The 23,338-nt window shown below is 65.8% G+C and carries 22 protein-coding genes; 10 read left to right on the plus strand and 12 right to left on the minus strand.

The genetic code is table 11. The features are described from left to right. Positions 1-87 precede the first annotated feature (87 nt). Together NY08_RS09495 and NY08_RS09500 are read left to right on the plus strand one after the other, a co-directional pair. Entirely contained in the window at positions 88-1,101 is a 1,014-nt protein-coding gene (locus tag NY08_RS09495; RefSeq protein WP_045196028.1) for an SGNH/GDSL hydrolase family protein, read from the plus strand. A 71-nt stretch (positions 1,102-1,172) separates the two neighbouring features. Then, positions 1,173-2,393 (plus strand): acetyl-CoA C-acetyltransferase, encoded by a 1,221-nt coding sequence (locus NY08_RS09500; RefSeq protein WP_045196030.1) that lies wholly within the window; start codon positions 1,173-1,175, stop codon positions 2,391-2,393. Positions 2,394-2,459: 66 nt separating this feature from the next. Here NY08_RS09500 and NY08_RS09505 read toward each other — a convergent pair whose 3' ends face one another. Beyond that, positions 2,460-3,308: a Bax inhibitor-1/YccA family protein gene (locus NY08_RS09505; protein ID WP_032397588.1), complete on the minus strand. Its 849-nt coding sequence runs from the start codon at positions 3,306-3,308 to the stop codon at positions 2,460-2,462. Between the two features lie 197 nt (positions 3,309-3,505). Here NY08_RS09505 and NY08_RS09510 point away from each other — a divergent pair, with 197 nt between their 5' ends. Continuing rightward, entirely contained in the window at positions 3,506-3,931 is a 426-nt protein-coding gene (locus NY08_RS09510) for a hypothetical protein (protein ID WP_032397589.1), read from the plus strand. A gap of 4 nt (positions 3,932-3,935) precedes the next feature. Here NY08_RS09510 and NY08_RS09515 read toward each other — a convergent pair whose 3' ends face one another. Then, positions 3,936-5,063 carry a class I SAM-dependent methyltransferase gene (locus tag NY08_RS09515; RefSeq protein ID WP_045196032.1) on the minus strand — a complete coding sequence of 376 codons (1,128 nt, stop codon included), beginning with the start codon at positions 5,061-5,063 and terminating at the stop codon, positions 3,936-3,938. A gap of 82 nt (positions 5,064-5,145) precedes the next feature. Here NY08_RS09515 and NY08_RS26580 point away from each other — a divergent pair, with 82 nt between their 5' ends. Further along, entirely contained in the window at positions 5,146-5,268 is a 123-nt protein-coding gene (locus NY08_RS26580; RefSeq protein WP_254923930.1) for a hypothetical protein, read from the plus strand. Between the two features lie 13 nt (positions 5,269-5,281). Here NY08_RS26580 and NY08_RS09520 read toward each other — a convergent pair whose 3' ends face one another. Genes NY08_RS09520 through NY08_RS09530 form a run of 3 tightly spaced genes read right to left on the minus strand, consistent with a single transcriptional unit; the run spans position 5,282 to position 7,191 of the window. Then, the gene (locus tag NY08_RS09520) at positions 5,282-5,806 is read right to left on the minus strand and encodes a peroxiredoxin (RefSeq protein ID WP_032397591.1); all 525 of its coding nucleotides are present in this window, start codon (positions 5,804-5,806) and stop codon (positions 5,282-5,284) included. 16 nt (positions 5,807-5,822) lie between these two features. Then, positions 5,823-6,593 (minus strand): tyrosine-protein phosphatase, encoded by a 771-nt coding sequence (locus NY08_RS09525; protein ID WP_045196034.1) that lies wholly within the window; start codon positions 6,591-6,593, stop codon positions 5,823-5,825. Positions 6,594-6,618: 25 nt separating this feature from the next. Then, a complete protein-coding gene (locus tag NY08_RS09530) occupies positions 6,619-7,191 on the minus strand; it encodes an antibiotic biosynthesis monooxygenase (RefSeq protein ID WP_045196036.1) in 573 nt (190 codons plus the stop codon). Positions 7,192-7,362: 171 nt separating this feature from the next. On the opposite strand from NY08_RS09530, the gene NY08_RS09535 reads away from it, so the two are divergent. After that, positions 7,363-7,854 (plus strand): Lrp/AsnC family transcriptional regulator, encoded by a 492-nt coding sequence (locus NY08_RS09535; RefSeq protein WP_045196038.1) that lies wholly within the window; start codon positions 7,363-7,365, stop codon positions 7,852-7,854. Then, positions 7,851-8,996 (plus strand): NAD(P)/FAD-dependent oxidoreductase, encoded by a 1,146-nt coding sequence (locus NY08_RS09540; RefSeq protein WP_045196040.1) that lies wholly within the window; start codon positions 7,851-7,853, stop codon positions 8,994-8,996. Before NY08_RS09535 ends, NY08_RS09540 begins: the two co-directional genes overlap by 4 nt. A 68-nt stretch (positions 8,997-9,064) precedes the next feature. Here the strand turns inward: NY08_RS09540 and NY08_RS09545 are convergent, their stop codons facing one another. Next, complete coding sequence (locus NY08_RS09545; protein ID WP_032397596.1) at positions 9,065-9,682, minus strand: TetR/AcrR family transcriptional regulator; 618 nt, start codon at positions 9,680-9,682, stop codon at positions 9,065-9,067. A gap of 147 nt (positions 9,683-9,829) precedes the next feature. Here NY08_RS09545 and NY08_RS09550 point away from each other — a divergent pair, with 147 nt between their 5' ends. Next, entirely contained in the window at positions 9,830-11,299 is a 1,470-nt protein-coding gene (locus NY08_RS09550) for an MDR family MFS transporter (RefSeq protein ID WP_045196042.1), read from the plus strand. A gap of 1 nt (position 11,300) precedes the next feature. On the opposite strand, the gene NY08_RS09555 is transcribed toward NY08_RS09550, so the two are convergent. Genes NY08_RS09555 through pdhA form a run of 4 tightly spaced genes read right to left on the minus strand, consistent with a single transcriptional unit; the run spans position 11,301 to position 16,901 of the window. Further along, complete coding sequence (locus tag NY08_RS09555) at positions 11,301-13,448, minus strand: thiamine pyrophosphate-dependent enzyme (protein ID WP_052683737.1); 2,148 nt, start codon at positions 13,446-13,448, stop codon at positions 11,301-11,303. Positions 13,449-13,485: 37 nt separating this feature from the next. Further along, entirely contained in the window at positions 13,486-14,778 is a 1,293-nt protein-coding gene (locus NY08_RS09560) for a dihydrolipoamide acetyltransferase family protein (RefSeq protein ID WP_045196044.1), read from the minus strand. A 48-nt stretch (positions 14,779-14,826) separates the two neighbouring features. Next, on the minus strand, positions 14,827-15,822 hold the full coding sequence (locus NY08_RS09565) for an alpha-ketoacid dehydrogenase subunit beta (RefSeq protein WP_032397600.1): 996 nt from the start codon (positions 15,820-15,822) through the stop codon (positions 14,827-14,829). Beyond that, the gene (gene pdhA, locus NY08_RS09570; RefSeq protein WP_045196046.1) at positions 15,819-16,901 is read right to left on the minus strand and encodes a pyruvate dehydrogenase (acetyl-transferring) E1 component subunit alpha; all 1,083 of its coding nucleotides are present in this window, start codon (positions 16,899-16,901) and stop codon (positions 15,819-15,821) included. Before pdhA ends, NY08_RS09565 begins: the two co-directional genes overlap by 4 nt. 134 nt (positions 16,902-17,035) lie before the next feature. On the opposite strand from pdhA, the gene NY08_RS09575 reads away from it, so the two are divergent. Both NY08_RS09575 and NY08_RS09580 read left to right on the plus strand, forming a co-directional pair. Next, on the plus strand, positions 17,036-17,515 hold the full coding sequence (locus NY08_RS09575) for an Lrp/AsnC family transcriptional regulator (protein ID WP_032397602.1): 480 nt from the start codon (positions 17,036-17,038) through the stop codon (positions 17,513-17,515). 168 nt (positions 17,516-17,683) lie between these two features. Further along, complete coding sequence (locus tag NY08_RS09580) at positions 17,684-18,799, plus strand: Glu/Leu/Phe/Val family dehydrogenase (RefSeq protein ID WP_442970819.1); 1,116 nt, start codon at positions 17,684-17,686, stop codon at positions 18,797-18,799. An 88-nt stretch (positions 18,800-18,887) separates the two neighbouring features. On the opposite strand, the gene NY08_RS09585 is transcribed toward NY08_RS09580, so the two are convergent. Then, positions 18,888-20,339: an NAD-dependent succinate-semialdehyde dehydrogenase gene (locus NY08_RS09585; protein ID WP_045196048.1), complete on the minus strand. Its 1,452-nt coding sequence runs from the start codon at positions 20,337-20,339 to the stop codon at positions 18,888-18,890. Between the two features lies 1 nt (position 20,340). Further along, positions 20,341-21,705: a 4-aminobutyrate--2-oxoglutarate transaminase gene (gene gabT / locus NY08_RS09590; protein WP_045196050.1), complete on the minus strand. Its 1,365-nt coding sequence runs from the start codon at positions 21,703-21,705 to the stop codon at positions 20,341-20,343. A 130-nt stretch (positions 21,706-21,835) separates the two neighbouring features. Here gabT and NY08_RS09595 point away from each other — a divergent pair, with 130 nt between their 5' ends. Then, positions 21,836-23,332: a PucR family transcriptional regulator gene (locus NY08_RS09595; RefSeq protein ID WP_045196052.1), complete on the plus strand. Its 1,497-nt coding sequence runs from the start codon at positions 21,836-21,838 to the stop codon at positions 23,330-23,332. Positions 23,333-23,338: the final 6 nt, after the last annotated feature.

Consider the following 23,338-nt stretch of genomic DNA (forward strand, 5'->3'; position numbering starts at 1 on the left):
TTCCCAGATGCAGGTATTCGACTCTCGGTCACGGCCGTCGACACCCGCATACGATGGTGAGGAAGGCATGAGGAGAGGGATCGATCTGTGACGGCGAGCGGATGGCGTACCGCTGCAAAAGCGAGCGCCGCGACAGTGCTGGCAGGCTCGGGAGCAGGGACGGCGTCCTGGGCCGCGTACCGACATCTGATGGCGCAGGCCGCTGCGGCGCGTGGCGTCATCGGGCGCACCACGGCCAAACCACCGGAGGCGGACGGCGTCTACACAGCGGGCTGCGTGGCCCCGGAACGGTGGCGATTGGGAAGTTCAGCAGATATTCATCTGATGATCTTCGGCGACTCCACCGCGGCAGGCGTCGGCTGCACCGTCGCCGACGAGGTTCCCGGCGTTCTGCTGGCCAGAGGATTGGCGGAGGAAACAGGCCAACGAATTCGCTTGAGCACCAAGGCAATTGCCGGTGCCACATCCAAGGGACTCGAAGGCCAGGTCGACGCCATGTTCGTCGCAGGTCCCCCTCCCGACGCCGCGGTCATCTTCATCGGCGCGAACGACGTCACCAAGAAGTTCTCCATTCCGGCTTCGGCGGCCCGACTGGGCGACGCGGTGGAGCGGCTCACCGCCAAGGGCTGCGTCGTCGCCGTGGGTACGTGCCCCGATCTCGGTGTCGTGACGGCCATTCCGCAGCCGCTGCGTACCGTCGTCCGCAATTGGGGTCGCCGCCTCGCCCACGCCCAGACTGCCCGCACGCTCAGCGCGGGCGGGCATCCGGTGGCCCTGGCCGATCTGCTGGCTCCCGAGTTCCTGGCGGCCCCCGACACCATGTTCTCGGCGGACCGCTTCCATCCCTCGGCGGCCGGCTACGAGCTTGCCGCACAGCAGATTCTGCCGGTGCTCGCCTCCGCCCTCGGCGTGTGGCACGGTGGTCCGCTGCCCGAACTGCCGACGGTGTCTGCTGCCGTCGAATCGCGCAAGCCGATCCCCCGTGCCACCGCAGCCCTCGACCGATTTCTGCGCCGGCGAACGGCAGAACTCGACGCCGAGATCACCACTGCGTCGGAGGATCTCGTACGTCGCGGCAGCGCCGATTCGGCGGGGTTGTAAGTTCGGTCAGGAGACATCGCCTACCCGGCGGTAGCAAAGCAGGTACGCAGTATCGATTCGAAGGAGATCTCATGCCAGAGGCAGTCATCGTCGCCACCGCGCGCTCACCGATCGGCAGGGCGATGAAGGGGTCGCTCAAGGACATTCGCCCCGACGACCTCACCGCTCAGATGGTCGCCGCTGCGCTGGCCAAGGTGCCCTCGCTCGACCCGAAGGACGTCGACGACCTGCTTCTGGGCTGCGGACTGCCCGGCGGCATGCAGGGCAACAACCTCGCTCGCATCGTCGCGGTTCAGCTCGGCTACGACTCCCTGCCCGGAACGACGATCACGCGATACTGTTCGTCCTCGCTGCAGACCACCCGCATGGCGCTGCACGCGATCAAGGCGGGCGAAGGTGACGTGTTCATCTCGGCCGGTGTCGAGAGCGTGTCCAGCTTCGTTCACGGCAGCTCCGACTCGCTCCCCGAGAGCCACAACCCGATCTTCGCCGACGCCGAGGCCCGTACCAAGAAGGCACAGGAAGAGGGCGCGGACAGCTGGACCGACCCCCGCGAGAACGGCGAACTGCCCGACGCGTACATCGCGATGGGCCAGACGGCAGAGAATGTCGCGCTTCTGACCGGCATCACCCGCGAGGACCAGGACCACTGGGGCGTGCGCAGCCAGAACCGCGCCGAAGAGGCCATCAACGCCGGATTCTTCGAGCGGGAGATCACCCCGGTGACCCTCGCCGACGGCACCGTGGTCAGCACCGACGACGGCCCTCGCGCCGGCACCACGTACGAGAAGATCAGCCAGCTCAAGCCGGTCTTCCGACCCAACGGCACGATCACTGCCGGCAACGCCTGCCCGCTGAACGACGGCGCAGCAGCGCTCGTCATCATGAGCGACACCAAGGCCAAGGAACTGGGCCTGACCCCGCTGGCGCGCATCGTCTCCACCGGCGTCACCGGCACCTCTCCCGAGATCATGGGCCTCGGACCGATCGAGGCCACCCGCAAGGCGCTGAAGATCGCGGGCATGTCGATCTCCGACATCGACCTGTTCGAGATCAACGAGGCCTTCGCGGTGCAGGTCCTCGGTTCGGCGCGCGACCTCGGCATCGAGGAGGACAAGCTCAACGTCTCCGGCGGTGCCATCGCCATCGGCCACCCGTTCGGTATGACCGGTGCCCGGATCACCACCACGCTGCTGAACAACCTGACGACACACGACAAGACGTTCGGCGTCGAGACCATGTGCGTCGGCGGCGGCATGGGCATGGCCATGGTGCTGGAACGTCTCAGCTGATCCGAGACAGCACAACGAGAAAGCCCCGCCTCTCCCGAAGGAGTGGCGGGGCTTTTCTCGTGAGCACTAGTCGTTTTGGAAGTAGCTCAGCAGGCGCAGGATCTCGACGTACAGCCAGACCAACGTGATGGTCAGACCGAGGGCGACGCCCCAGGCTGCCTTCTCCGGTGCCTGTGCGCGGATCAGTTGATCGGCCTGGTCGAAGTCGAGCAGGAAGCTGAACGCGGCGATGCCGATGCAGACGAGGCTGAAGATGATGGCCAGCGGTCCGCCGGAACGAAGACCGAAACCGTCCTCCATGAAGAAGCTGGCGACGAGGTTGCCGAGCATGAGGACGACGACACCGATGAGGGCACCGACGACCATGCGGGTCAGGCGCGGGGTGACGCGAATCGCGCCGGTCTTGTAGACGATCAGCATGCCGAAGAACACGCCGAACGTGCCGAGGACGGCCTGACCGATGAGGGCCGATCCGCCGACCCCACCGAACGCGACACCGGTGAACATCAGCGACAGTGCGCCGAGGAACACGCCTTCCGCTGCAGCGTAGGCGAGGACGATGGCCTTGTTGTCCATCTTGCGACCGAAGGTCGCGAACATGACCAGGCCGAAGCCGATCAAGCCACCGCCGATGACGAACGGAGCGGCCAACGCGGTGTTGTTGGAGACCAGCAGGTACGAGATGATCGCCGTGACGCTCAGCACACCGAGGGTGATGCCGGTCTTGGTGACCACGTCGTCGATGGTCATTGCCCGCTGTGCGGGCTGGGTGGTGTACGGGTCGGCCTGCGTTCCGGGATGCTGGCCGAAGGTGGCGGCCTGCGAGGCTCCAGCCGTCGCAGATCCGAATGTGGCGTAGCCGCCGCCCTGCTGCTTGGGCAGGTTGCGGAACACCGGGTTGCTGGAGGTGCGCACCGTGTCTCTTCCCTTCGTAAGTTCTGATCCCCACCGGGGATCTCCCCGTCGGTCATCAGTAGAACGTCTGACATCCGGACAAAAGTTCCCAGGAGGAGAACTTCTACGACGGACAAATCGGACTCTACCGGGTGGGGGCTCGACACGCGGAGACGACGGCGTGTGTGACACCGAATCGAAACGGGCACTATGAGGAAATGGCAATCGAAGACGGACCCGACCAGACCTTGGACCCCAGCGAGAGCGTCGACTCCGACGAGGTGCGCAACGACGACGGCGACACCGTGGTCGATCCCCCCGATCACTGGAGCGAGGCCAACAGCTTCGGCACCACTGCTCGCGAAGCAGCCGAGGGCGAAAGTCTGGACCTCAAGCTCAGCGAGGAAGAACCCGACATCGCCGTCGAAGACGATCTCGACCGCCCGATCACCGAGACCCCCGACGACGAGTTGACCGAGGAACTGGTCGACCACGTCATCGAGGAATCCGACGAGGATCCGGACGTCGATTACGCAGAAGGCCAGCGTCAGGCCGAAATAGTCGAAGGCACTCTCGTCGAGGACCTCGGACGCAACCGAGGACAGATCGACGGAGCTCCCGAAGACGGCGGCCCGGTCACCTGACCGTCTACCGTTGCTCGCTCGGACGCACCGAGCGAGCAACGGTGAATTTGCCGTTGCGCCCCATCAGGTCGGTGGGGCCGACGGCGTCGGCCAGTTCGCGCCGATAGTTCAGATGGGTGTTGAACACCGTCCACAGTTGTCCTCCCGGCCTCAGCACGCGGCCCGCCGCCGCGAACAACTTGCTCGCGCCGCCCGTGTGCACCGCAGCACCCTCGTGGAACGGCGGGTTGCACACCACCAGATCGACCGACTCCGATTCGACCGTGGACATCGCATCGTCGGCGAGCACCGACACACGCGTCCCGTTGGCCTCGGCCGTGGCCGCCGCCGATGCAATCGCTGCGGACGAGCGGTCGGTGGCGATCACCTCGAGGTCGGGCCTGGTGCGCGCCAGCTCGGTGGCGAGAATTCCTGTGCCACAGCCCAAGTCGACGGCAACCCGAGCTCGCGGGAGCATCTTCGGAACGAACTCGAGCAGATACCTGGTCCCGATGTCGAGGCCCGCACCCGCGAACACTGCCCCGTGCGCCACCACCGTCAAGTCCAGGTCGGCGATCCTCTTGCTCACCGGATACGTCATTCCCGACGCCACAGCCCCACGTGCGGTGAGCACTCGGGCCTTCTGTCGTCCGCGGCCGGCCGTCACCGTCTCGAACGACTTCCGCAGGACGTCGTTCATCGCCGGGGTCATGTGCTTGTCTCGTCCCCCCGCGAGGACGACGACGTCCGACGATGCGTGTGCGGCGATGTGCTCGGCGATCTCGGTGAGTTCGGCCAGACCTCGCGGCAACTGCATCAGCACCACGCCGACGCCGTCGAGAAGTTCGGCACCGAGCGCGTGCTGGGTGTAGGTCCCGGCCATCGAGACCCGCGCGGCGTTCAGCTCGAGCGCGCGCACTCCGGTGACGGCGTCCTGATGCACGCGTATCGCGGAGAAACCGACAGAGGCGGCCCCGAGGGTCAGGGCTCCGTACCGGTCGCCGATCACCGCGATCGGCCTGGTCCTGTCGATTCCGGTCAGTTCGTCGACGGTATCGAGGACGAGGCGGTCCGCGGCGTCGACGGCGTGAAGGTTGGGTGCCTCGGCGTCGGGCTCGCGACGAAGGGCGTCGAACAGGGATTCATCGGGCACTCGAGCAGTATCCCACCCGGCCGAGCCCGGACAGCCCGCGCGGCGAGTGGCTATTGCCGCGAATCAGGGGCATGCTCGGGGAATGGAACACAAGGACAAGAACGAGGCGCTCTTCAGCCATCCCGACGACGCATCGACCGATGCGCACGCCGAAACATCGAAGCCTGCCGTCTACACCGCCCTGTTCAGCGGCGCGAACGAATAGCGAGAACAGCCCTTCACGACAGGTAGCGCAGGTACTCCAACGCCTTGGTCGCATGTACGTGACCGCGTTCGCTCTGCACCACCATCCGCACCACTCGGTTCCGATCGATCACGAATGTCGTCCGCTTCACGGACAGTAGCTGCCGCAGATACCCACGGTTGGCTGCATGCGCCCGCCCGCGTTCGAGCTCACGAAGCCGACGCCGCCGGGTGAACCACCCGCCTCGTCGCACTCCGAACTGCTCGGCCACCGCACCGTCGGAGTCGGACAGCAACGGATAGTCGAACGACCTCTGCAGCGCGAAATGCTGGTTGCGATCTCGGGTGTCGGTACTGATGCCGACCCGTTGCGCGCCGAATCTCTCGAATTCCGTACCCAAGTCCCTGAAATGACACGCTTCGGCCGTGCAGATGGGGCTGTTGGCCGCCGGGTAGAAGAACAGTACGACCGGGCCCGACGCAGTCAGGTCGGTCAGCGCACGCAGTTCCCCGGAATGGTCCGGTAGCTCGAAATCCGGGGCGGTATGTCCGATACGCATGGGGCGAGGCTACCGCTCAGGCGTTCACGAGGGCGGCGGTCAGGCGATGCCGGAGGTCCCGATCGATACCCAGGTGCGTCAGGTACCCGTCGAACGATCCGTGCGTCGACTTCATGACGTCCAGCCCGTGCTCCAGGTAGGACGCGCGAACACCCAGTATCGCCTCGGTGGGTCGGACCTCCGTGTCGGCCGCCCCCACCCAGGTTCGGCGCACGTGAGCGAGTAGGGGCTCGATCCCGTCGTTGCTGCGTAAGTAGTCCGCGACGATGTCGTCCTCGCTGACACCGGCCGCCCGCAACACCGTCGCGACGGTCCACCCGGCCCGATCCTTGCCCGCTGCGCAGTGCACCAGGACGCCACCGCGCCCCTCGACGATCGCGTCGACCACCCGCTTGATCGCATGCGATGCCCCGTCGAGAGCCGAGAAGGACGCGTACGCCCGCATCATGTACTCGACTTGGCTCCGCTCGTCCTGCATGGGAGCTTCGTGGGGGGCGCGCACTCCTCGAACGATCTCGAAGGGAACCGAGATCGACTCGACGCCCGGCGGAACTCGGTCCGCGCCACTGCGATCGATCTCCGAACCGCTACGAAAATCGAACACCGTGCGGATCCCGAGGTCACCGACAGAACGCTGACCGCTCTCGGACAGCGCGCTCAATTCGGAAGCGCGATAGAACAATCCATGCCGAACCGTCGCCCCTTCCGTGGTGCGCGCACCGCCGAGATCACGGAAGTTCCAGGCCCCGTCGAGGGCGAATTGATCGTGTATCGGGGCGTCGGGCATGGGTTCGACCCTATCGAAAGCGAGGCTACGAGCGCGGTACCAGCCAGCGACGCAGCCGGGCAGTGACGAACGGCATCACCACGTACACCATCAGCGGCGTGCACATCAGCACTACCAGCGCGGTACGCAGGGCCACGTTCAGGTCGGTCAGGTGTGGCGTCACAACGATGTTGACGAGCAGACTGACGGCGTAGAAGGCAACCCCGATCGAGACCGCCTGCTTCCACCGCGGCGGCGGACCACCGATCACCCGGACGGCGTCGGTGAGGTTGGACTGCGGCTCGAACCATCCCTCCACACCGGAGAGTCGATGTGTCGCGACGTCGTCGGCGATGGGACGGCCGGTGCCGAGCCAGGTGCGCCTGGCATTCGAGCGCAGCCAGGCGTCGAGTTCGGCGTGTGTCTCGAAGCGATACACCACGTGGTAGTCGTTGGAATCGCCGGAACTGCGCAGCCAACCGCCACCGAGAAATCCGGGAAAGGTTCGGACGATGTCCATCCCGCGATCGGTCCACTCCACGAAGTCGGCTTCGTATCCCTGACGAACGCGTCGCGCGACCGAGGTCGTGACGTGATCGAGCGTGTCGGTCGTGGTCATGCGGTACCCCTCCTGCGCGTGTTCGTCGCGGATCGATGTGTTCTACACAGAGTGCGGCCATATGGACCGACATTCAAATCGGGAGCCGAATCAGAGATCGATGGCTCGATGCTGGAAAGAATGTGACAATTCGTCCACACAGACCCCTCACGAACCGGCTGGAGTGGACGGATGGCACAGATGGAATACGAGCTCGACGATGTGGACCGACGTATCGTCACCGAGCTCAGCCGTGACGGCCGAATGTCCATGCGCGCCCTGGCCGAGGCCACCCACATCTCGCGAGCACACGCCTACGTGCGCGTCGACCGTCTCGTCGACGAAGGGGTCATCGAGGGATTCACCGCACGCATCGCCTACGAGAAAGCGGGGTTCGGCGCGTCGGCGTACGTGGCGTTGTCCATTCGGCAGGATTCCTGGCGCGCCGTCGCCGACGATCTGAGCACCTTCCCCTTCGTCGAACACGTCAGCCTCATGGGCGGCGACTTCGACGCCCTCGTTCTGGTGCGAGCTCCGGACACCTCGGCGCTACGACACCTGGTGCTCGACAAACTGCAGGGACTCGACGGGATACTGTCGACGCGAACCTGGCTGATCTTCGACGAGGCGATCGGACCCGGCGCGCAGTGGACCGCAGAGACAACGAACGGGAGCAATCCATGACCACGTCCGAGCGGCAACGGAACTCCACCGACGTCATCGTGATCGGCGGCGGAATCGGGGGTGTCTCGCTCGGCTACGAACTCGCGAGCGACCGACGCGTCACACTGCTCGAGCGCGAATCGACCCTGGCCTTCCACACCACCGGACGTTCGGCCGCCCTGTTCCTGGAAACCTACGGCAACAGCACCATTCGGGCCCTGACGACGGCCAGCCGGGCCTTTCTGGTCGACCCGCCGGAGCACTTCCGAACCGAGCTGCTGGCCCCGCGTCCGCTGTTGCAGTTCGCGGCCATCGGGCGAGGCGACGCGCTCGAGGCAATGTATGCGGACGTCAGCCGACTGACACCCGACGCCCGATTGGTCACCCCGACCGACGCGCGCACACTCTTTCCGCCACTGCGCCCCGACCTGATCGATTGTGCACTCTACGAACCACATTCGATGGAGGTCGACGTCCACGCGCTGCACCAGGGTTTCGTACGGGGGTTGCGCGATCGAGGTGGACAGGTCCACACCGGGACAGGCGTGACGCAGCTCGGACGCGTCGACGGATTGTGGCACGTGCACACCACGGACGGGTCGGTCCACACTGCTCCCCTCGTCGTCGACGCAGCAGGCGCGTGGGCGGACGTCGTGGGCGGCATGGCGGGTGCCGATCCGATCGGACTCGTCCCGATGCGTCGGTCGGTGTTCATGATCGCCGCGCCCGACGATCTCGACACCGCGAATCTGGCGACGTTGAGCGATATGGACGAGAAGTTCTACATCAAACCCGAAGGCGCACAACTCTTGTGCTCCCCTGCAGACGAGACACCCACCGAGCCGAGTGACGCGCGCCCCGACGAGTTGGAGATCGCGCGGGCGTTCGACGACATCGCCGAGGCCACCACACTGACGGGCCGGCATCTGCGCTCGTCCTGGGCGGGTCTGCGCAGTTTCGTTCCCGATCGCACCCCGGTCGTGGGCTTCGACCCGAGCATCGAAGGCTTCTTCTGGTGCGCCGGTCAGGGTGGGTACGGAATCCAGACCTGTGCGGCACTGGCACGAGTCGGCGCGGCAATCGTTCGCGGAGAACCGCTTCCGATCGACGTGACTGCGCGCGGACTGCGGGCGGAAGACTTGGCTCCGCAGCGCTTCGGGTGAGAGGCGCTTCGCGCCACGTGCACGAAAACTCGACCCCTGCTACGAAGTTCCACTCACGACGTCTACCGTCATCCGGCGACTACGCGTCGTAGATCGCGCAGCGTGGTTCGGTAGATGTCCACCAGGTCGGCGTCCTGCCCGGCATCGATGCGCTCGGCCCAGTCGTCGAAGGCGATTCGCATGGCCATCCCGGCACCCTCGATCAGCAATCGTGCGTACGAACGTGATTCGTGGCCATCGAGCTTGGCGGCCACCGAGTCGGTGACGCGACACAGCGTCATGGCGTCGGTCGCGAAGGCGGCGGACCGCAGGTGATCGTCGCGCCCGATCAGCCGTCGGGTACGCAGTAGTCGATCTCGCGCTTCGTGCGGTGCCGCGGATAATCGTTCGACGGATCGCTCGTACAGTGCTTCGATAGCTGCAAGGGTGATGTTCGCGGGGGCCGTCGATGCCAGCCAGGCGTCGATGTCGAGTTCGAACTCCGGGGCGAGCCCGAGAACCGACTCTTCCTTGGATGCGAAGCTGCGAAAGAACGTGCTGGGTGATACTCCGGCCCGACGTGCGATTTGGTCGACCGTCGTTGCTGCGCAACCCTGCGTCTCGAACAGTTCGAGCGCGGCACGGGTGATCTCGAGCTGGGTTTCCCGGCGACGTCGCTCTCGCAGGTCCGGCACGTGCTCGCTCATCGTCCTCCACCCATCGCCTACTTCTCTGTATTCTCGCCGTCAACTTACCAGCAATGTTCAAGTTGACAGTCACTGTCACAATGAGTCAGGCTGTCACAGCACGACCTTTTCTCCACACTTGAACCCATACGCGAAAGTTCCCGACACATGACCACACCTGAGACCGACCACGCACCCGACGCGCAGCTCGCGCCGGGAAGCAAGTTGCTGATCGGCATCCTCGTCATCGCAGCGTTCGTCATGATCCTCAACGAGACGATCATGAGCGTGGCGCTCCCTACCCTGATGGTCGACCTGAGCATCACGGCAACGACGGCGCAGTGGCTCACCACCGGATTCCTGCTGACCATGGCCGTGGTCATTCCCATCACGGGGTATCTGTTCCAGAGATTCACGTTGCGTCAGGTCTTCGTGGCAGCGATGACGCTGTTCACCGTCGGCACGCTGCTCGCGGCATCCGCCCCGGGCTTCGAGCTGCTCCTGCTCGGACGCATCACCCAGGCCAGCGGCACGGCCATCATGTTGCCGTTGCTCATGACGACGGTGCTCACCGTCGTCCCTGCGCACAAGCGCGGCGCGATGATGGGAATCATCTCGATCGTCATCGCCGTCGCTCCGGCCGTCGGCCCGACGATCTCGGGAGTCATCCTCGATTCGCTGAACTGGCGTTGGATGTTCTGGCTCGTTCTCCCCATCGCACTGATCGCATTCGCGATCGGTACCACGCTGGTGAAGAACGTGACGCAAACCGGTCGGCCTTCGTTCGATCCCCCATCGGTGGTGTTGTCCGCGTTGGCGTTCGGCGGCATCGTCTACGGCCTGAGCAGCCTGGGACATTCGGCCGAAGAATCGGTGGTACCGGTATGGCTACCACTGGCGGTCGGTGTGATCGCACTGCTGGTGTTCGTGCTGCGTCAGATCTCGCGCCAGGACCGTGGCGGCGCACTGTTGGACATGCGACCGTTCCGCACCACCACGTTCAGCATCGGCCTCGGCATGATCGCGATCTCGATGATGGCCCTGTTCGGTGCGCTGATCCTGCTGCCGATGTACCTGCAGAACGTCCGCGGCCTCGACACACTCGACACCGGCCTGATGCTGCTCCCCGGCGGATTGCTGATGGGCCTGCTCGCTCCGTTCGTCGGCCGCATCTTCGACCGAGTCGGGCCGCGCCCGTTGGTGATTCCTGGAGCCATCGTGATGAGCGCCGCCCTGTGGTCGATGACCGTGCTCGACGCGCAGACCGCCCTGCCTGTGGTGATCGGCATCCACATGCTTCTCTCGGCGGGACTCGCCTTCATCATGACGCCACTGATGACATCGGCACTGGGTTCGCTGCCCACCCCGCTGTACTCGCACGGAAGCGCAATCTTCAACACGGTGCAGCAGTTGGCTGGCGCTGCCGGAACCGCGCTCTTCGTCACCGTGATGTCGAACACCGCGGCGGCCCGAATCTCCGACGGCGCAACCCAGCTCGGCGGTTCGGAGGCCGGCATCCATGCCGCGTTCCTCTACGGCGGTGCGGTATCTCTGGTGGCGGTGGCGGCGTCGTTCTTCATCCGCGCTACGGGACGCAAGGATGTCGACGAGGTCGCTCCCGTACAGCCGGTGCACTGAGTCAATCCGATTCGACCATCTCCAACGCCGCAGAGACGATCTCGTCTTCCGACAGGAGGACGAGATCGGCTGCGGCGCCCAGCGGTACGAACGAATTCTTGCTCGCCACTCGGCGGACCGTACCCGCGTAGCCACCCTCGACGAGAGCCGTCACGACGCCTTCTCCCACTCCCCCGTCGTGTCGGGTCTCGTCCGCGATCAACACGCGATCGAAGCCGTCGAGCCGGCGCAGAAGGTCGTCGACCGGCAGCGGAACGATCCAGCGCAGATCGACGATCGTCGCGCCGATCCCTCGCTCACGCAACCTCGATGCCGCACGCCTGCTCATCACCACCCCGTTACCGAAGGTGACGATGGCCAGATCGTCACCGTCCGAATGGATTGCGGTGGTGGCGAACTCGGCGGACGCGTCGTCGGCGCACCGCAACTCTCCGTCGCCGTCGTCCAGATCGACGCGGTGGTACAGCGCTATCGGCTCCAGAAAGACGCAGACCCGTCCCTCCTCCACGGCCAGCGCGACACACGTCCGCAGCAGCGCGGCGGCCTCGGCCGCGGAACTCGGAACCGCCACGACGATGCCCGGAACATCACGCAGAACCGCTACCGCGTTGTCGTTGTGAAAGTGCCCGCCGAAACCGCGCTGATACGCCAGACCGGCGATGCGCACGACCATCCCGTTGCTGAACTGCGAATCGGAGAAGAACTCGAGCGACGCGGCCTCACCGCGCAGCTGATCCTCGGCATTGTGCAGGTACGCCAGATACTGAATCTCGGGTATCGGGACGAATCCTGCCAGCGCAGCACCGAGGGCGGTGCCGAGCACCGTCTGCTCGTCGAGAAGCGTGTCGAAAACCCTTGCTGCGCCGTACTTCTTGCGCAAACCCTTCGTGACTCCGTAGACGCCGCCCTTGACGGCCACGTCCTCCCCGAACACCAGGACCTCCGGCCGCGCCGCCATGATGTCGGTGAGCGTCCTGTTGATCATGGCGGCGAGCGTCAGCCGCGGCCCGCTCTGTGCCGGTCGCAGGCTCTGCTCGGTCGCGGCCACCGCGATCGGTCTCCGTTCGGTGAGCGGAGCCATCACCGCCTCGGCGGTGGCCAGGCGCGACGACGCCCCGGACCGCAGCGACTCGACCATCGCCTCGGCCTCGCTCATCACGGTCTCGCGCATTGCCTCGTAGCGGCCCTCGACGTCGGCTGCCGAGAGCACACCGGCCCCGATCAGCGCACGTGCGCAGGCGAGCAACGGATCTCGTGCATAGTCGCCGACGATGTCCGCATTGGTGCGGTACGCAAGCTCGGCGTCGGATCCGGCGTGGCCCATCAACCGCACCGTCTCGAGATGCACCATCACCGGCCGACGCCCCGACCGCACCGCGGCGACAGCGGCGTCCACGGTTCGCATCAGCGCGACCGGGTCGGTCCCGTCGGCTCGCACGTACTCGATCGACGGAAATCGGCTGAGCGACCGCTCGATCCAGCCCCGCGGTGACCGGGTACTGATTCCGATGCCGTTGTCCTCGCAGACGAGGAGGATCGGCATCGGAATCGACTGGTGGGCACAGTATGCAGCCGAATTGAGCGCACCCACCGTCGTCGAATGATTGGCGGAGGCATCGCCGAAGCTGCACACCACGATGGCGTCCTCGGGCCATGGCGTTCGGTGGCGCAGCGCCTTCGCGCGCCCCAGCGCGAATGCCAGACCGACCGCGCGCGGGACCTGCGACCCGATGGTGGACGTCTGCGGCACGATGCCCAGATCGGGGTGCCCGAACACCTTGTGCCGCCCGCGGGAGATGGGGTCGCGGGTGGAGGCGACCAAGCCGGCCAGCACGTCGTGGATCGGATTCGACCCCAAATGCTGTTGTGCGCGTGCGGCATGGAAGCCGCCGGAGCGGTAGTGCAGCAGTGCCGGGTCGGTGACCGTCGTCGCGGCACCGACGGCTGCATTCGACTCGTGCCCGGACGATCCGATGGTGTAGTAGCCGAAGCCCGTCGATTGCAACCAGCGGGCTGCGAAGTCCAGGTGCCGACTGGCGAGCTGCGCATCGAAGTACCTCAGCACACGATCCGGATCGGCGAGCTCCGGTCCGCTCGTCGCCGCGACCCGAATCCGGTCCAGGAAATGCGCGTCGATCGCTTCCGCCACGCAAGCCCCTTTTCTTCACACGGTACGAGCCGGAAAATCAGCCCAGCGCGATCATATCCACCGGGCTGCTCAACAACCGGCCGACGAGCGCGAGAAACTGCGATCCTTGCTGCCCGTCGACGAGGCGATGGTCGAACGAGAGCGACAGTGTCGTCACCGACCGTAGTGCGATCTCGCCCTCGTGCTCCCACGGCATGCGGCGAATCGAGCCGAAACAGAGGATGGCAGCCTCGCCGGGGTTGAGGATCGGCGTACCGGCGTCGACTCCGAAGACCCCGACGTTGGTGATGGTGATCGTGCCGTCGGCGAGATCGGCCGGACTGCTCTTGCCTTCCTTGGCCGTCCGCGTCAGATCCGACAGTGCGCGGGCGATGTCCACCAGAGACTTCTCGTGAGCGTCCTTGATGTTCGGCACCATCAACCCGCGCGGAGTTGCGGCGGCGATACCGAGGTTGACGTAATGCTTGGTCACTATCTCCTGACTCGTCTCGTCCCACGAGGAGTTGAGCGACGGATTCGATTTGAGCGCAACGAGAACCGCCTTGGCGACCAGAGCCAGCGGGGTCAGACGAACGTCGGCGAAGTGAGCGGACGCACGGAGGGAGTCCAGCAGAGTGAGAGTTTCGGTGACGTCGACGGTGACGAACTCGGTGACGTGCGGAGCGGTGAACGCGCTGCGCACCATCGCCTCCGCGGTGTGTTTGCGGACTCCCTTGATCGGGGTCCGTTCTTCGCGGCCGGTCCGTTGCGGGGTCCGCACCTCTGTCGGGTCCTCACCCTTCAGGTAGGTCTCGACGTCTTCGCGCGTGACGTCACCACGGCTTCCCGTTGCGGGCACCTCGGCCAGGTCGACGGCGTTGTCCTTGGCCATCTTTCGTACCGGTGGCGCAGCCAGCGGTTTCCCGTTCCGTCCGGTCGGTGTCGGGGTGGCCGGTGCTGCACCTCGGCCGCCGCGTCGACTGGAGCCTTCCTTCGCCACGCCGTAGCCGACGAGAACCGGAACGCGCTCGTCCCCGTCTTCGGCGGGAACCGTCATGTCCACATCGGGAACGGCAGGCTCCGACTCGGCACCGCCCTCGTCGTCGCCACCGACCCTGATGTCGATGATCGGTACGCCGACCTCGACGGTGTCACCCTCCGACACGTGAAGGGCGGCAACGACCCCGGCGAACGGTGAGGGAAGTTCGACGGCGGCCTTGGCCGTTTCGACCTCGGCGATGTTCTGATTCAGCTCGATGGTGTCACCGACGGCGACGAGCCAGGTCAGCAGATCGGCTTCGGTGAGTCCTTCCCCGAGGTCGGGCAACGGAAAGCTCTTGATGGTGGGCATCGTCGAATCCTGTTCGGTACGTATCGGCGGCGGTCGGTGAGCGCGAGGTCAGTGCGAGCGGCAGCGGTCGACTGCGTCGAGAATCCGGTCGACATCGGGAAGGAAGAATCGCTCCAGTTTCGATGCCGGGTACGGAGTGCCGAAGCCACCGACGCGCAACACCGGCGCCTCGAGGTTGTAGAAGCACCGTTCGGAGATTCGAGCTGCGATCTCCGAACCGAGTCCCATGAACACCGGTGCCTCATGGGTGACGACGAGACGCCCGGTCTTGCGGACCGAGGCCTCGATGGTCTCGAAGTCGATGGGCGAGAGCGAGCGAAGATCGATGACCTCGATCGACACTCCCTCGTGGGCAGCGACTTCGGCGGCCTTGCGTGCGGTGGCGACGAGTGGTCCGTACGCGATCAGGGTGACGTCGGTGCCCTCGGTGACCACCCGTGCCCGATGCAGCGGGTACGACGCGTCGGCATCGAGGTCGATGGGGCTCTTCTCCCAGTACCGACGCTTCGGCTCGAAGAACAACACCGGATCGTCGCTCGCGATGGCCTGCTGAATCATCGAGTAGCCGTCGGCAGCGTTGCTGCAGGTGACCACGCGAAGACCCGCGGTCTGCGCGAAGTATCCTTCGGGAGACTCCGAATGATGCTCCACGGCACCGATTCCGCCGCCGTAGGGCACCCGGATGGTCATCGGAATCTTGACGTTGCCACTGGTGCGGTAGTGCAACTTCGCCACCTGCGAGACGATCTGGTCGAACGCCGGATAGATGAAACCGTCGAACTGAATCTCACACACCGGCCGAAAGCCTCGCATCGCGAGGCCGACGGCGGTGCCGATGATCCCCGATTCCGCCAGCGGCATGTCGAGTACTCGACCGGGACCGAAGTCCTTCTGCAGGCCGTCCGTGATGCGGAAGACACCGCCGAGCTTGCCGATGTCCTCGCCCATCAGCAGGACCTTCGGGTCGTTCTCCATCGCTCGTCGCAGACCTGCATTGATGGCCTTGCCCAACGGAAGACTGGTGGGCCGCTCCAGGGTGGTCATGACGTAGCTCCTTCGAATCCGGCCTGGTACGAGGCGAATTGGGCGCGCTCGTCGTCGAGTAGGGGGTGGGGATCGGCGTAGACGTTGTCGAACACCGACATCGCGGTCGGCTCGACGGTTTCGAGGCAGCCGCGGCGAAGCTCGGCTGCGACCTCATCGGCGGTGCGCTTCACCGAGGCGGCGAATGCGTCGTCGAACACGCCGATTCGCCTGAGCAACTTCTCGATTCGATCGATCGGATCCTTGACGCGCCATTCGTCGTCGGTGGCACCCGAGCGGTACCGCGTCGGATCGTCGGAGGTGGTGTGCGGGCCCATGCGGTAGGTGACGGCCTCGATGAGCGTCGGGCCGCTACCTTCGCGGGCGCGGGCGAGCGCTGCCCTGGTGACGGCCAGGACGGCGAGAACGTCGTTGCCGTCGACGCGCACCGACGGGATGCCGTATCCCTCACCGCGAGCGGCGATCGTGGCCTTCGTCTGCACCGTGACAGGTTCGGAGATGGCCCACTGGTTGTTCTGGCAGAAGAACACCACCGGTGCGTGGAAACTCGCGGCGAAGCCGAGTGCCTCGGAAATATCGCCCTGGCTGGTCGCGCCGTCGCCGAAGTAGGTGATGGCAGCGCCCTCGGCCCCCTCGAGTTGCATACCGATGGCGTAGCCGGTGGCGTGCAGGCCCTGAGATCCGACGATGATGGCCGGCGTCGTCATGCGGTATTCGTACGGGTCCCAGCCCGAGAGGGTCGATCCGCGCCAGAAGCGCAGCATCTGCGTCGGGTCGACGCCCCGGCAATAGGCGACCCCGTGCTCGCGGTAACTGGCGAACACGAAGTCCTCGGTGTCGAGAGCGCGGGCCGAACCGACCTGCGCCGCTTCCTGCCCGAGCAGCGGTGCCCACAACCCCAGTTCGCCCTGTCGCTGCAGTGCGGTCGCCTCGGTGTCGATGCGGCGAACGACCACGAGATCTCGGTACAAGTCCATCATCGCGGCCGTGTCGATGTCGGCGACCAGCGGCGAGTAGGTCTCGTTGCGGACCACCGTCCCAGATTCCTTTATCAGCTGTACCAGCGAGGTGGTAGTCATGATCGTCGCACTCTCCGTCGTGATGTGATGTCCTTCACAAGAACACCACCGACATCCACCCTGCACAAGTGATGACTTCACAACTGCGCAGTGTGCACAATATTGGGTAACGACCGAGCGACAGGAAGTGCGCAATGACCGATCTGGACAAGACCGACGCCCGACTCCTCCTCGCCCTCTGCGCCAAACCGCGCGCCACCGGCGTCGAACTCGCCACCACGTTGGGGCTGTCCCGCAACACCGTGCAGGCGCGCCTCGGCCGTTGGGACGACAAGGGATCGCTCACGCCCATCGATCACCGCATCCCACCGAAGTCGTTGGGACGCCCGTTGCAGGCGTTCGTGACTGCGCAGGTCAACCAACACACGCTCGCCGCAGTGACCCAACACCTTCGCACCATCCCGGAAGTGCTCGAAGTGTTCGGGCTGTCCGGGGCCGCGGACATGCACATCCGCATCGCGGCCGTCGATGCCGACGACCTGTACCGCATCGCAGGTCTCATTCTGGACATCCCCGGGGTGGAGCGCACCAACATGTCCATCGCGATGAGCGAGCTGATCCAGTACCGCACCAAGCCGTTGCTCGAGCAACTCGCCGAGGACGGTCGTCGCTGAGCAGCCCGACCATCCCGGCGCGGGCGATTCGGGATGCACCGTGCAACATGCACATTCTCGGCAACAGCGGTTGACCAGCGTGCACGTTCACGACACCCTTCGGGGACACGAATTCCGGATACCACCCATTTCCGGTACCGCCGCCTCATCACCCGAAAGAGACCGCCTGTGTCCGTCGTTGCCGACCACCCCGCCGCATCGAGCACCTCGTCCGATTCCTTCCCCGCCGCGACCGGCGTCTTCGATCGACCCGACATGCCGCGCGACTGCGCACACGAACGCGTCGTGTTCTGCCAGGACCCCGACACCGGTCTGCGCGCGATCATCGCGGTCCACTCCACGGTCCTCGGTCCGGCTCTCGGCGGAACTCGCTTCTACCCCTACGTTTCCGAGCAGGAAGCGTTGACCGACGTGCTGCGCCTCTCCCGGGGAATGACGTACAAGGCGGCCGTCGCGGGAGTCGATCTCGGCGGCGGAAAGGCAGTGATCATCGGTAACCCCAACGCCATCAAGACCCCGACGCTACTGGGCGCGTACGGCCGATTCGTCGAGTCGCTCGGCGGAACGTACGTCACCGCGGGCGATGTGGGCACCAACAGCGACGATCTCGACATCATCGCCGAGGAGACGGCGCACGTCGTCGGCAAGAACACCACCGCCGGCGGCACCGGCGACAGCGGCCCCCAGACTGCGCTCGGAGTCTTTCTCTCACTCCTGGCCGCAGCCGAATCCACATGGGGCTCGGACGATCTGACCGGCAAGCGTGTCGGCGTCGAGGGCGCGGGCAAGGTGGGCTACAACCTCGTCTCACTGCTTCGCGAAGCCGGTGCCGAGGTGGTCGTCAGCGACTCCTATCCGCCTGCACTCGATCGCATCGTCGCCGACTTCCCCGGTGTCACCGTGGGATCCGACATCATCGGTGCCGACATCGACGTCTATGCGCCGTGCGCCATGGGTGCCACTCTCGACGCGTCCTCGGTGGCCCGGTTGTCGGCGTCCATCGTCTGCGGCGCGGCCAACAATCAACTGCTCACACCCGACGTCGAAGCAATGCTGGCTGCCCGCGGAATCGTGTGGGTACCCGACTACGTCGCCAACGCCGGCGGCCTGATCCAGGTGGAAGGCGAACTGCGCGGAAAGGATTCGGCTCAGGTGATGGCCACGATCGCCAAGATCCGCGACACCGTCACGGGCATCTTCGCCATCGCCCGCGCCGAGGGCATCCTGCTCGGGGCAGCGGCCGATCGTCTGGCCGAGGATCGAATCGCGGCCGCCCAGAGCTGAGAACAGGCCGGCAGGTATCGCTCCACTCCAGGCTCGAAGTCACGTACTTCCGTGTGCCCGAGCGTGGAGTGGAGCGAAACGTGCGGCTCTACCGTAGAGCGATGTATTTGGTCTCGAGGTATTCCTCGATGCCCTCCGACCCGCCCTCGCGTCCGAAACCCGATTCCTTGACGCCACCGAACGGGGCGGCCGCGTCGGAGATCGCACCGCGGTTGACCCCGACCATGCCGGTGTCCAGTGCTGCCGACACCCGTAGTGCTCGGTCGAGGCTCTCGGTGTAGAAGTAGGCCACCAACCCGTACCGGGTGTCGTTGGCTGCGGCGACGGCCTCGTCCTCGGTGTCGAATCCGATGATTGCCGCGACGGGCCCGAAGATCTCGTCCTGCAACAGATTCGCGTCGGCCGGGATTCGGTCGAGCACCGTCGGCGCGTAGAAGAATCCGGGTCCCTCGGGTGCGGCTCCGCCGGTGCGCACTCGGGCTCCCTTCGCGACGGCGTCGTCGACCAGTGCGGTGACCGTTCGACGCTGCTTGTCGTTGATGAGCGGCCCGATGTCGGTACCGTCCGCATCACCGGGACCGACGGTCAGCGCGTCGATCCGTGCGGTCAGCTTGGCGGTGAATTCCTCGCGCACCGAGTTGGCGACGTACAGACGATTCGCTGCCGTGCACGCCTCGCCGCCGTTGCGCATCTTGGCCAGCATCGCTCCGTCGACAGCGGCGTCGACGTCTGCGTCGTCGAACACGATGAACGGGGCATTGCCACCGAGCTCCATCGACGTCCTCAACAGACGGTCAGCAGCGTTGCGCACCAACAGTTTTCCCACTCCGGTGGAACCGGTGAACGTGATCTTTCGCAGCCTCGGATCGTCCATCAACGGTCCGGTGACGGACGCGGCGTCGGAGGCCGGGAGTATCGACAGCACGCCACGGGGCAACCCGGCGTCGGCGAACACCTGCCCGAGCAGAAGCATCGTCAGCGGGGTGTCCTCGGCCGGTTTGACGATGACGGTGCACCCCGCCGCAAGCGCCGGCCCGATCTTGCGTGTGCCCATGGCCAACGGGAAGTTCCACGGGGTGATCGCCAGGACCGGACCGACCGGCGACTTCGTGACCAGGATCGAACCGTTGCCCGCAGGAGCGGGGGTGAACCGGCCGCCGATCCGGACGGCCTCCTCACCGAACCAGCGTAGGAATTCGCTGCCGTACTTCACCTCGCCGTGGCTCTCCGCCAACGACTTTCCCATTTCGAGTGTCATCAGCAGAGCGAAGTCGGCAGCACGCTCCTGCAGCAGTTCGAAGGCGCGCCGCAGAACCTCGGCTCGCTCACGAGCGGGCGTCGCCGCCCACCCCGGCTGCGCCTCGGCGGCAAGGTCGAGCGCAGTGATGCCATCGGCCGCGGTGGCGTCGGCGACGGTGGTCAACTCCTCGCCGGTCGCCGGGTTCAGCACCGAGAATCGCGCGCCCGACGCAGAGGGAGTCTGCACGCCGCCGAGCCACAGTTCGGTGGGCAGCTTGGAGATCAGGTCGGTAGCCGACATGTCAGTTCTCCTGTGCCACAGCGCGCAGCGCGTCTTCGAGCACGGTGAGCGCTTCACCGAGCAGCTCGTCGGAGATCACCAGTGGCGGCAGCAACCGGATGACGTTGCCGTAGGTGCCGCACGTCAGCACGATCACCCCGGCCGCGAGTGCCGCCGCCGCAACGGCTTTGGTGGCCTCGGGGTTGGGCTCACGTCCACCCGGCACGACGAGCTCGATCGCGAGCATGGCTCCGCGGCCACGCACCTCACCGATGATGCCGACCTCGGCACTCAACGCATTCAGTCGATCGAACACGATTCGTTCGATGTCGCGGGCTCGGGCGTTGAGGTTCAGTGTCTCCATCTGTTCGATGGACGCCAGGGCCGCGGCGCAGGCGACGGGGTTTCCGCCGTAGGTTCCACCGAGTCCACCGGGATGCACGGCGTCGATCAGATCGGCCCGGCCGGTGACCGCGGCCAGCGGCATTCCTCCTGCTATCCCCTTCGCCATGGTGATCAGGTCCGGCACGACGGACTCGTGTTCGCTCGCGAACCACGCGCCGGTGCGGGTGAATCCGGCCTGTACCTCGTCGGCGATGAACACCACGCCGTTCTCGCGTGCCCAGTCCGCCAGTGCAGGCAGGAATCCTTCTGCGGGCACGATGAAGCCGCCCTCACCCTGAATGGGTTCGATCAGGATTGCGGCCAGATTGCCCGCGCCGATCTGCTTGTCGATGACGGAGATCGCTCGCGCCGCCGCCTGGGCACCGGTGACCGCGGAACCGTCGGAGTTCAGGCCCTCCCTGAACGGGTAGGACATCGGCGCCCGATAGACCTCGGGGGCGAACGGCCCGAACCCGCTCTTGTACGGCATCGACTTGGAGGTCAGCGCCATCGTCAGATTGGTACGACCGTGGTAGGCGTGGTCGAACACGACGACGGCCGACCGCCCGGTGGCGTGCCGTGCGATCTTCACGGCGTTCTCGACCGCCTCGGCACCACTGTTGAACAGCACGCTGCGTTTGTCGTGATCCCCCGGCGTCAACTCGGCGAGCTTCTCGGCGACCTCGATGTACCCCTCGTACGGCGCGATCATGAAACACGTGTGGGTGAAGTGTGCGACCTGATCCTGCACTGCAGCAACGACTGCCGGGTTCGAGGCACCGACTGTCGTCACTGCGATTCCGGCCCCGAGGTCGATCAGCGAGTTCCCGTCGACATCGACCACGACGCCACCGTCGGCATCGGCCACGTACACCGGCAGCGTCGACGCCACGCCTGCACCGACGACGGCCTTGCGGCGCTGCGCCAACGCCGCCGACTTCGGACCGGGGAAGGCTGTGACGATCTTGCGTTCCTGCGGAAGTCGGTACTCGATCGAGGCCATGGTCGCACCTTTCGTGTGGGCTTGTGCAGTCAGTATGCGACTCTCCGAGCGAGACAGCGCGACGCCATTTCGTACACATCAGGGCTGGATCACACTCCATTTCGGCAGGCACAGCGCTACAGTTCCACAGGTGAGCGTGCAGATGTCCTGGCTGCTGAGGCAGCAACACCTCCGCCTGAGTCATCGCGGCGGACCGGAGCGCAGCAGTGTGCCGATCACGTTCGCGCAGGCGACCGAGCTCACCGATCCGAGCCCCTGGCTGTCCGGCGGTGAACTGATTCTCACGACCGGGCTCGGCTTCGACGCCGACGGCCCGGCTCTCGCCACCTACGTCCGGACCCTGGCGGCCGCGGGTGTCGCCTGCCTCGGATTCGGAGTCGGGTTGTCCCACAGCACGATCCCGCGTCACATTCTCGACACGGCCGAGGCCGTCGGCCTTCCCGTCGTCGAGGTCCCGTACGACACCCCGTTCGCCGCCGTGATCAGGGCGGTCATGAAGCGCATAGCCGAGCAGGAATACGAGCAGGTTCTTCGTGCGGCCTCGGTCCAGACCCGTATCACTCGGGCAGCGTTGCACGGCGGCGTCGACGCGATCGTTCGCGAACTGGCCGTCGCCACGTCCACGTCGGTGGCGCTGATCGGCAATCGCACCGAATCGTTTCATCCCGCCGCCGCAGCCGATCTCGTCGAGCGCGCCCGCGAGGTCGCCCGCAGCATTCGCCCGTCGTCGTCACCGGCCACGGTCTCGGTCAGCGAACCGGGGTGCACCGTCACTCTGCACTCCGTCGCGATCTCCGGCGGGGCGTCGAGCTTTCTCGCCATCCGTACCGCAGGCCCGGTGACGGGTGTCGAGCAGATCCTGCTGGGGCACGCGGTGTCGCTGGTGACCCTCGAGCTCGAGAAGCCCACACGTCTGCGCGCCGAACAGTCCCGACTCAACACGCTCGCGCTCGGGTTGTTACTGGACGGCCATCTGCCTGCCCCCGACGGCACCGCGCTACCGAGCTACCTGGTGGACGCGGCCGACGACGACTCTCGCGTCAGGGTTGCGATGGTCCGCGGACCCGCCGAGCGCGTCGTCGAGGCGGTCGATGCCGAGTGCCGGGCCCGGGCGCGGCCCACGTTCGCGCGAACGACCGACGCCGGTGTCGCGGTGTTGTTGCGCGGTAGCGATGACTCCGATGTCGTTGCTCGACTACTCGATTCACTGCCGAGGTCGGTGTGCGTCGGCCTCAGTTCCAGCCGTCACATCTCCGAGACCCCTGTTGCTCTGCAGCAGGCTTCGCTCGCGTGCGCCGCAGCCGGCGCGAGCGATCGGATCGTCGAGTTCACCGGATCGATGCTGTTGGCGTCCGAACCGGTGCAGGAGTCGTTGCGTGCCATGGCTGCAGTCACCATCGCGGTACTGGCCGAGTACGACCGCACCCATTCCGCCGATCTGGTGGGATCGCTTCGGGCGTTCCTCGAGGCGAACGGGCATTGGGAAACCGCTGCGGCGCATCTGTCCGTTCATCGTCACACGCTGCGAAACCGCATCACGCGGTGCCAGGAACTGCTCGCGGTGGATCTGACGTCGGCGCGGGTACGAGCCGAACTGTTGCTCTCACTGCTTGCCTCGACAACGTGAATATCG

The sequence above is a fragment of the Rhodococcus sp. B7740 genome, from assembly GCF_000954115.1.
Classification (GTDB): Bacteria; Actinomycetota; Actinomycetes; order Mycobacteriales; family Mycobacteriaceae; genus Rhodococcoides.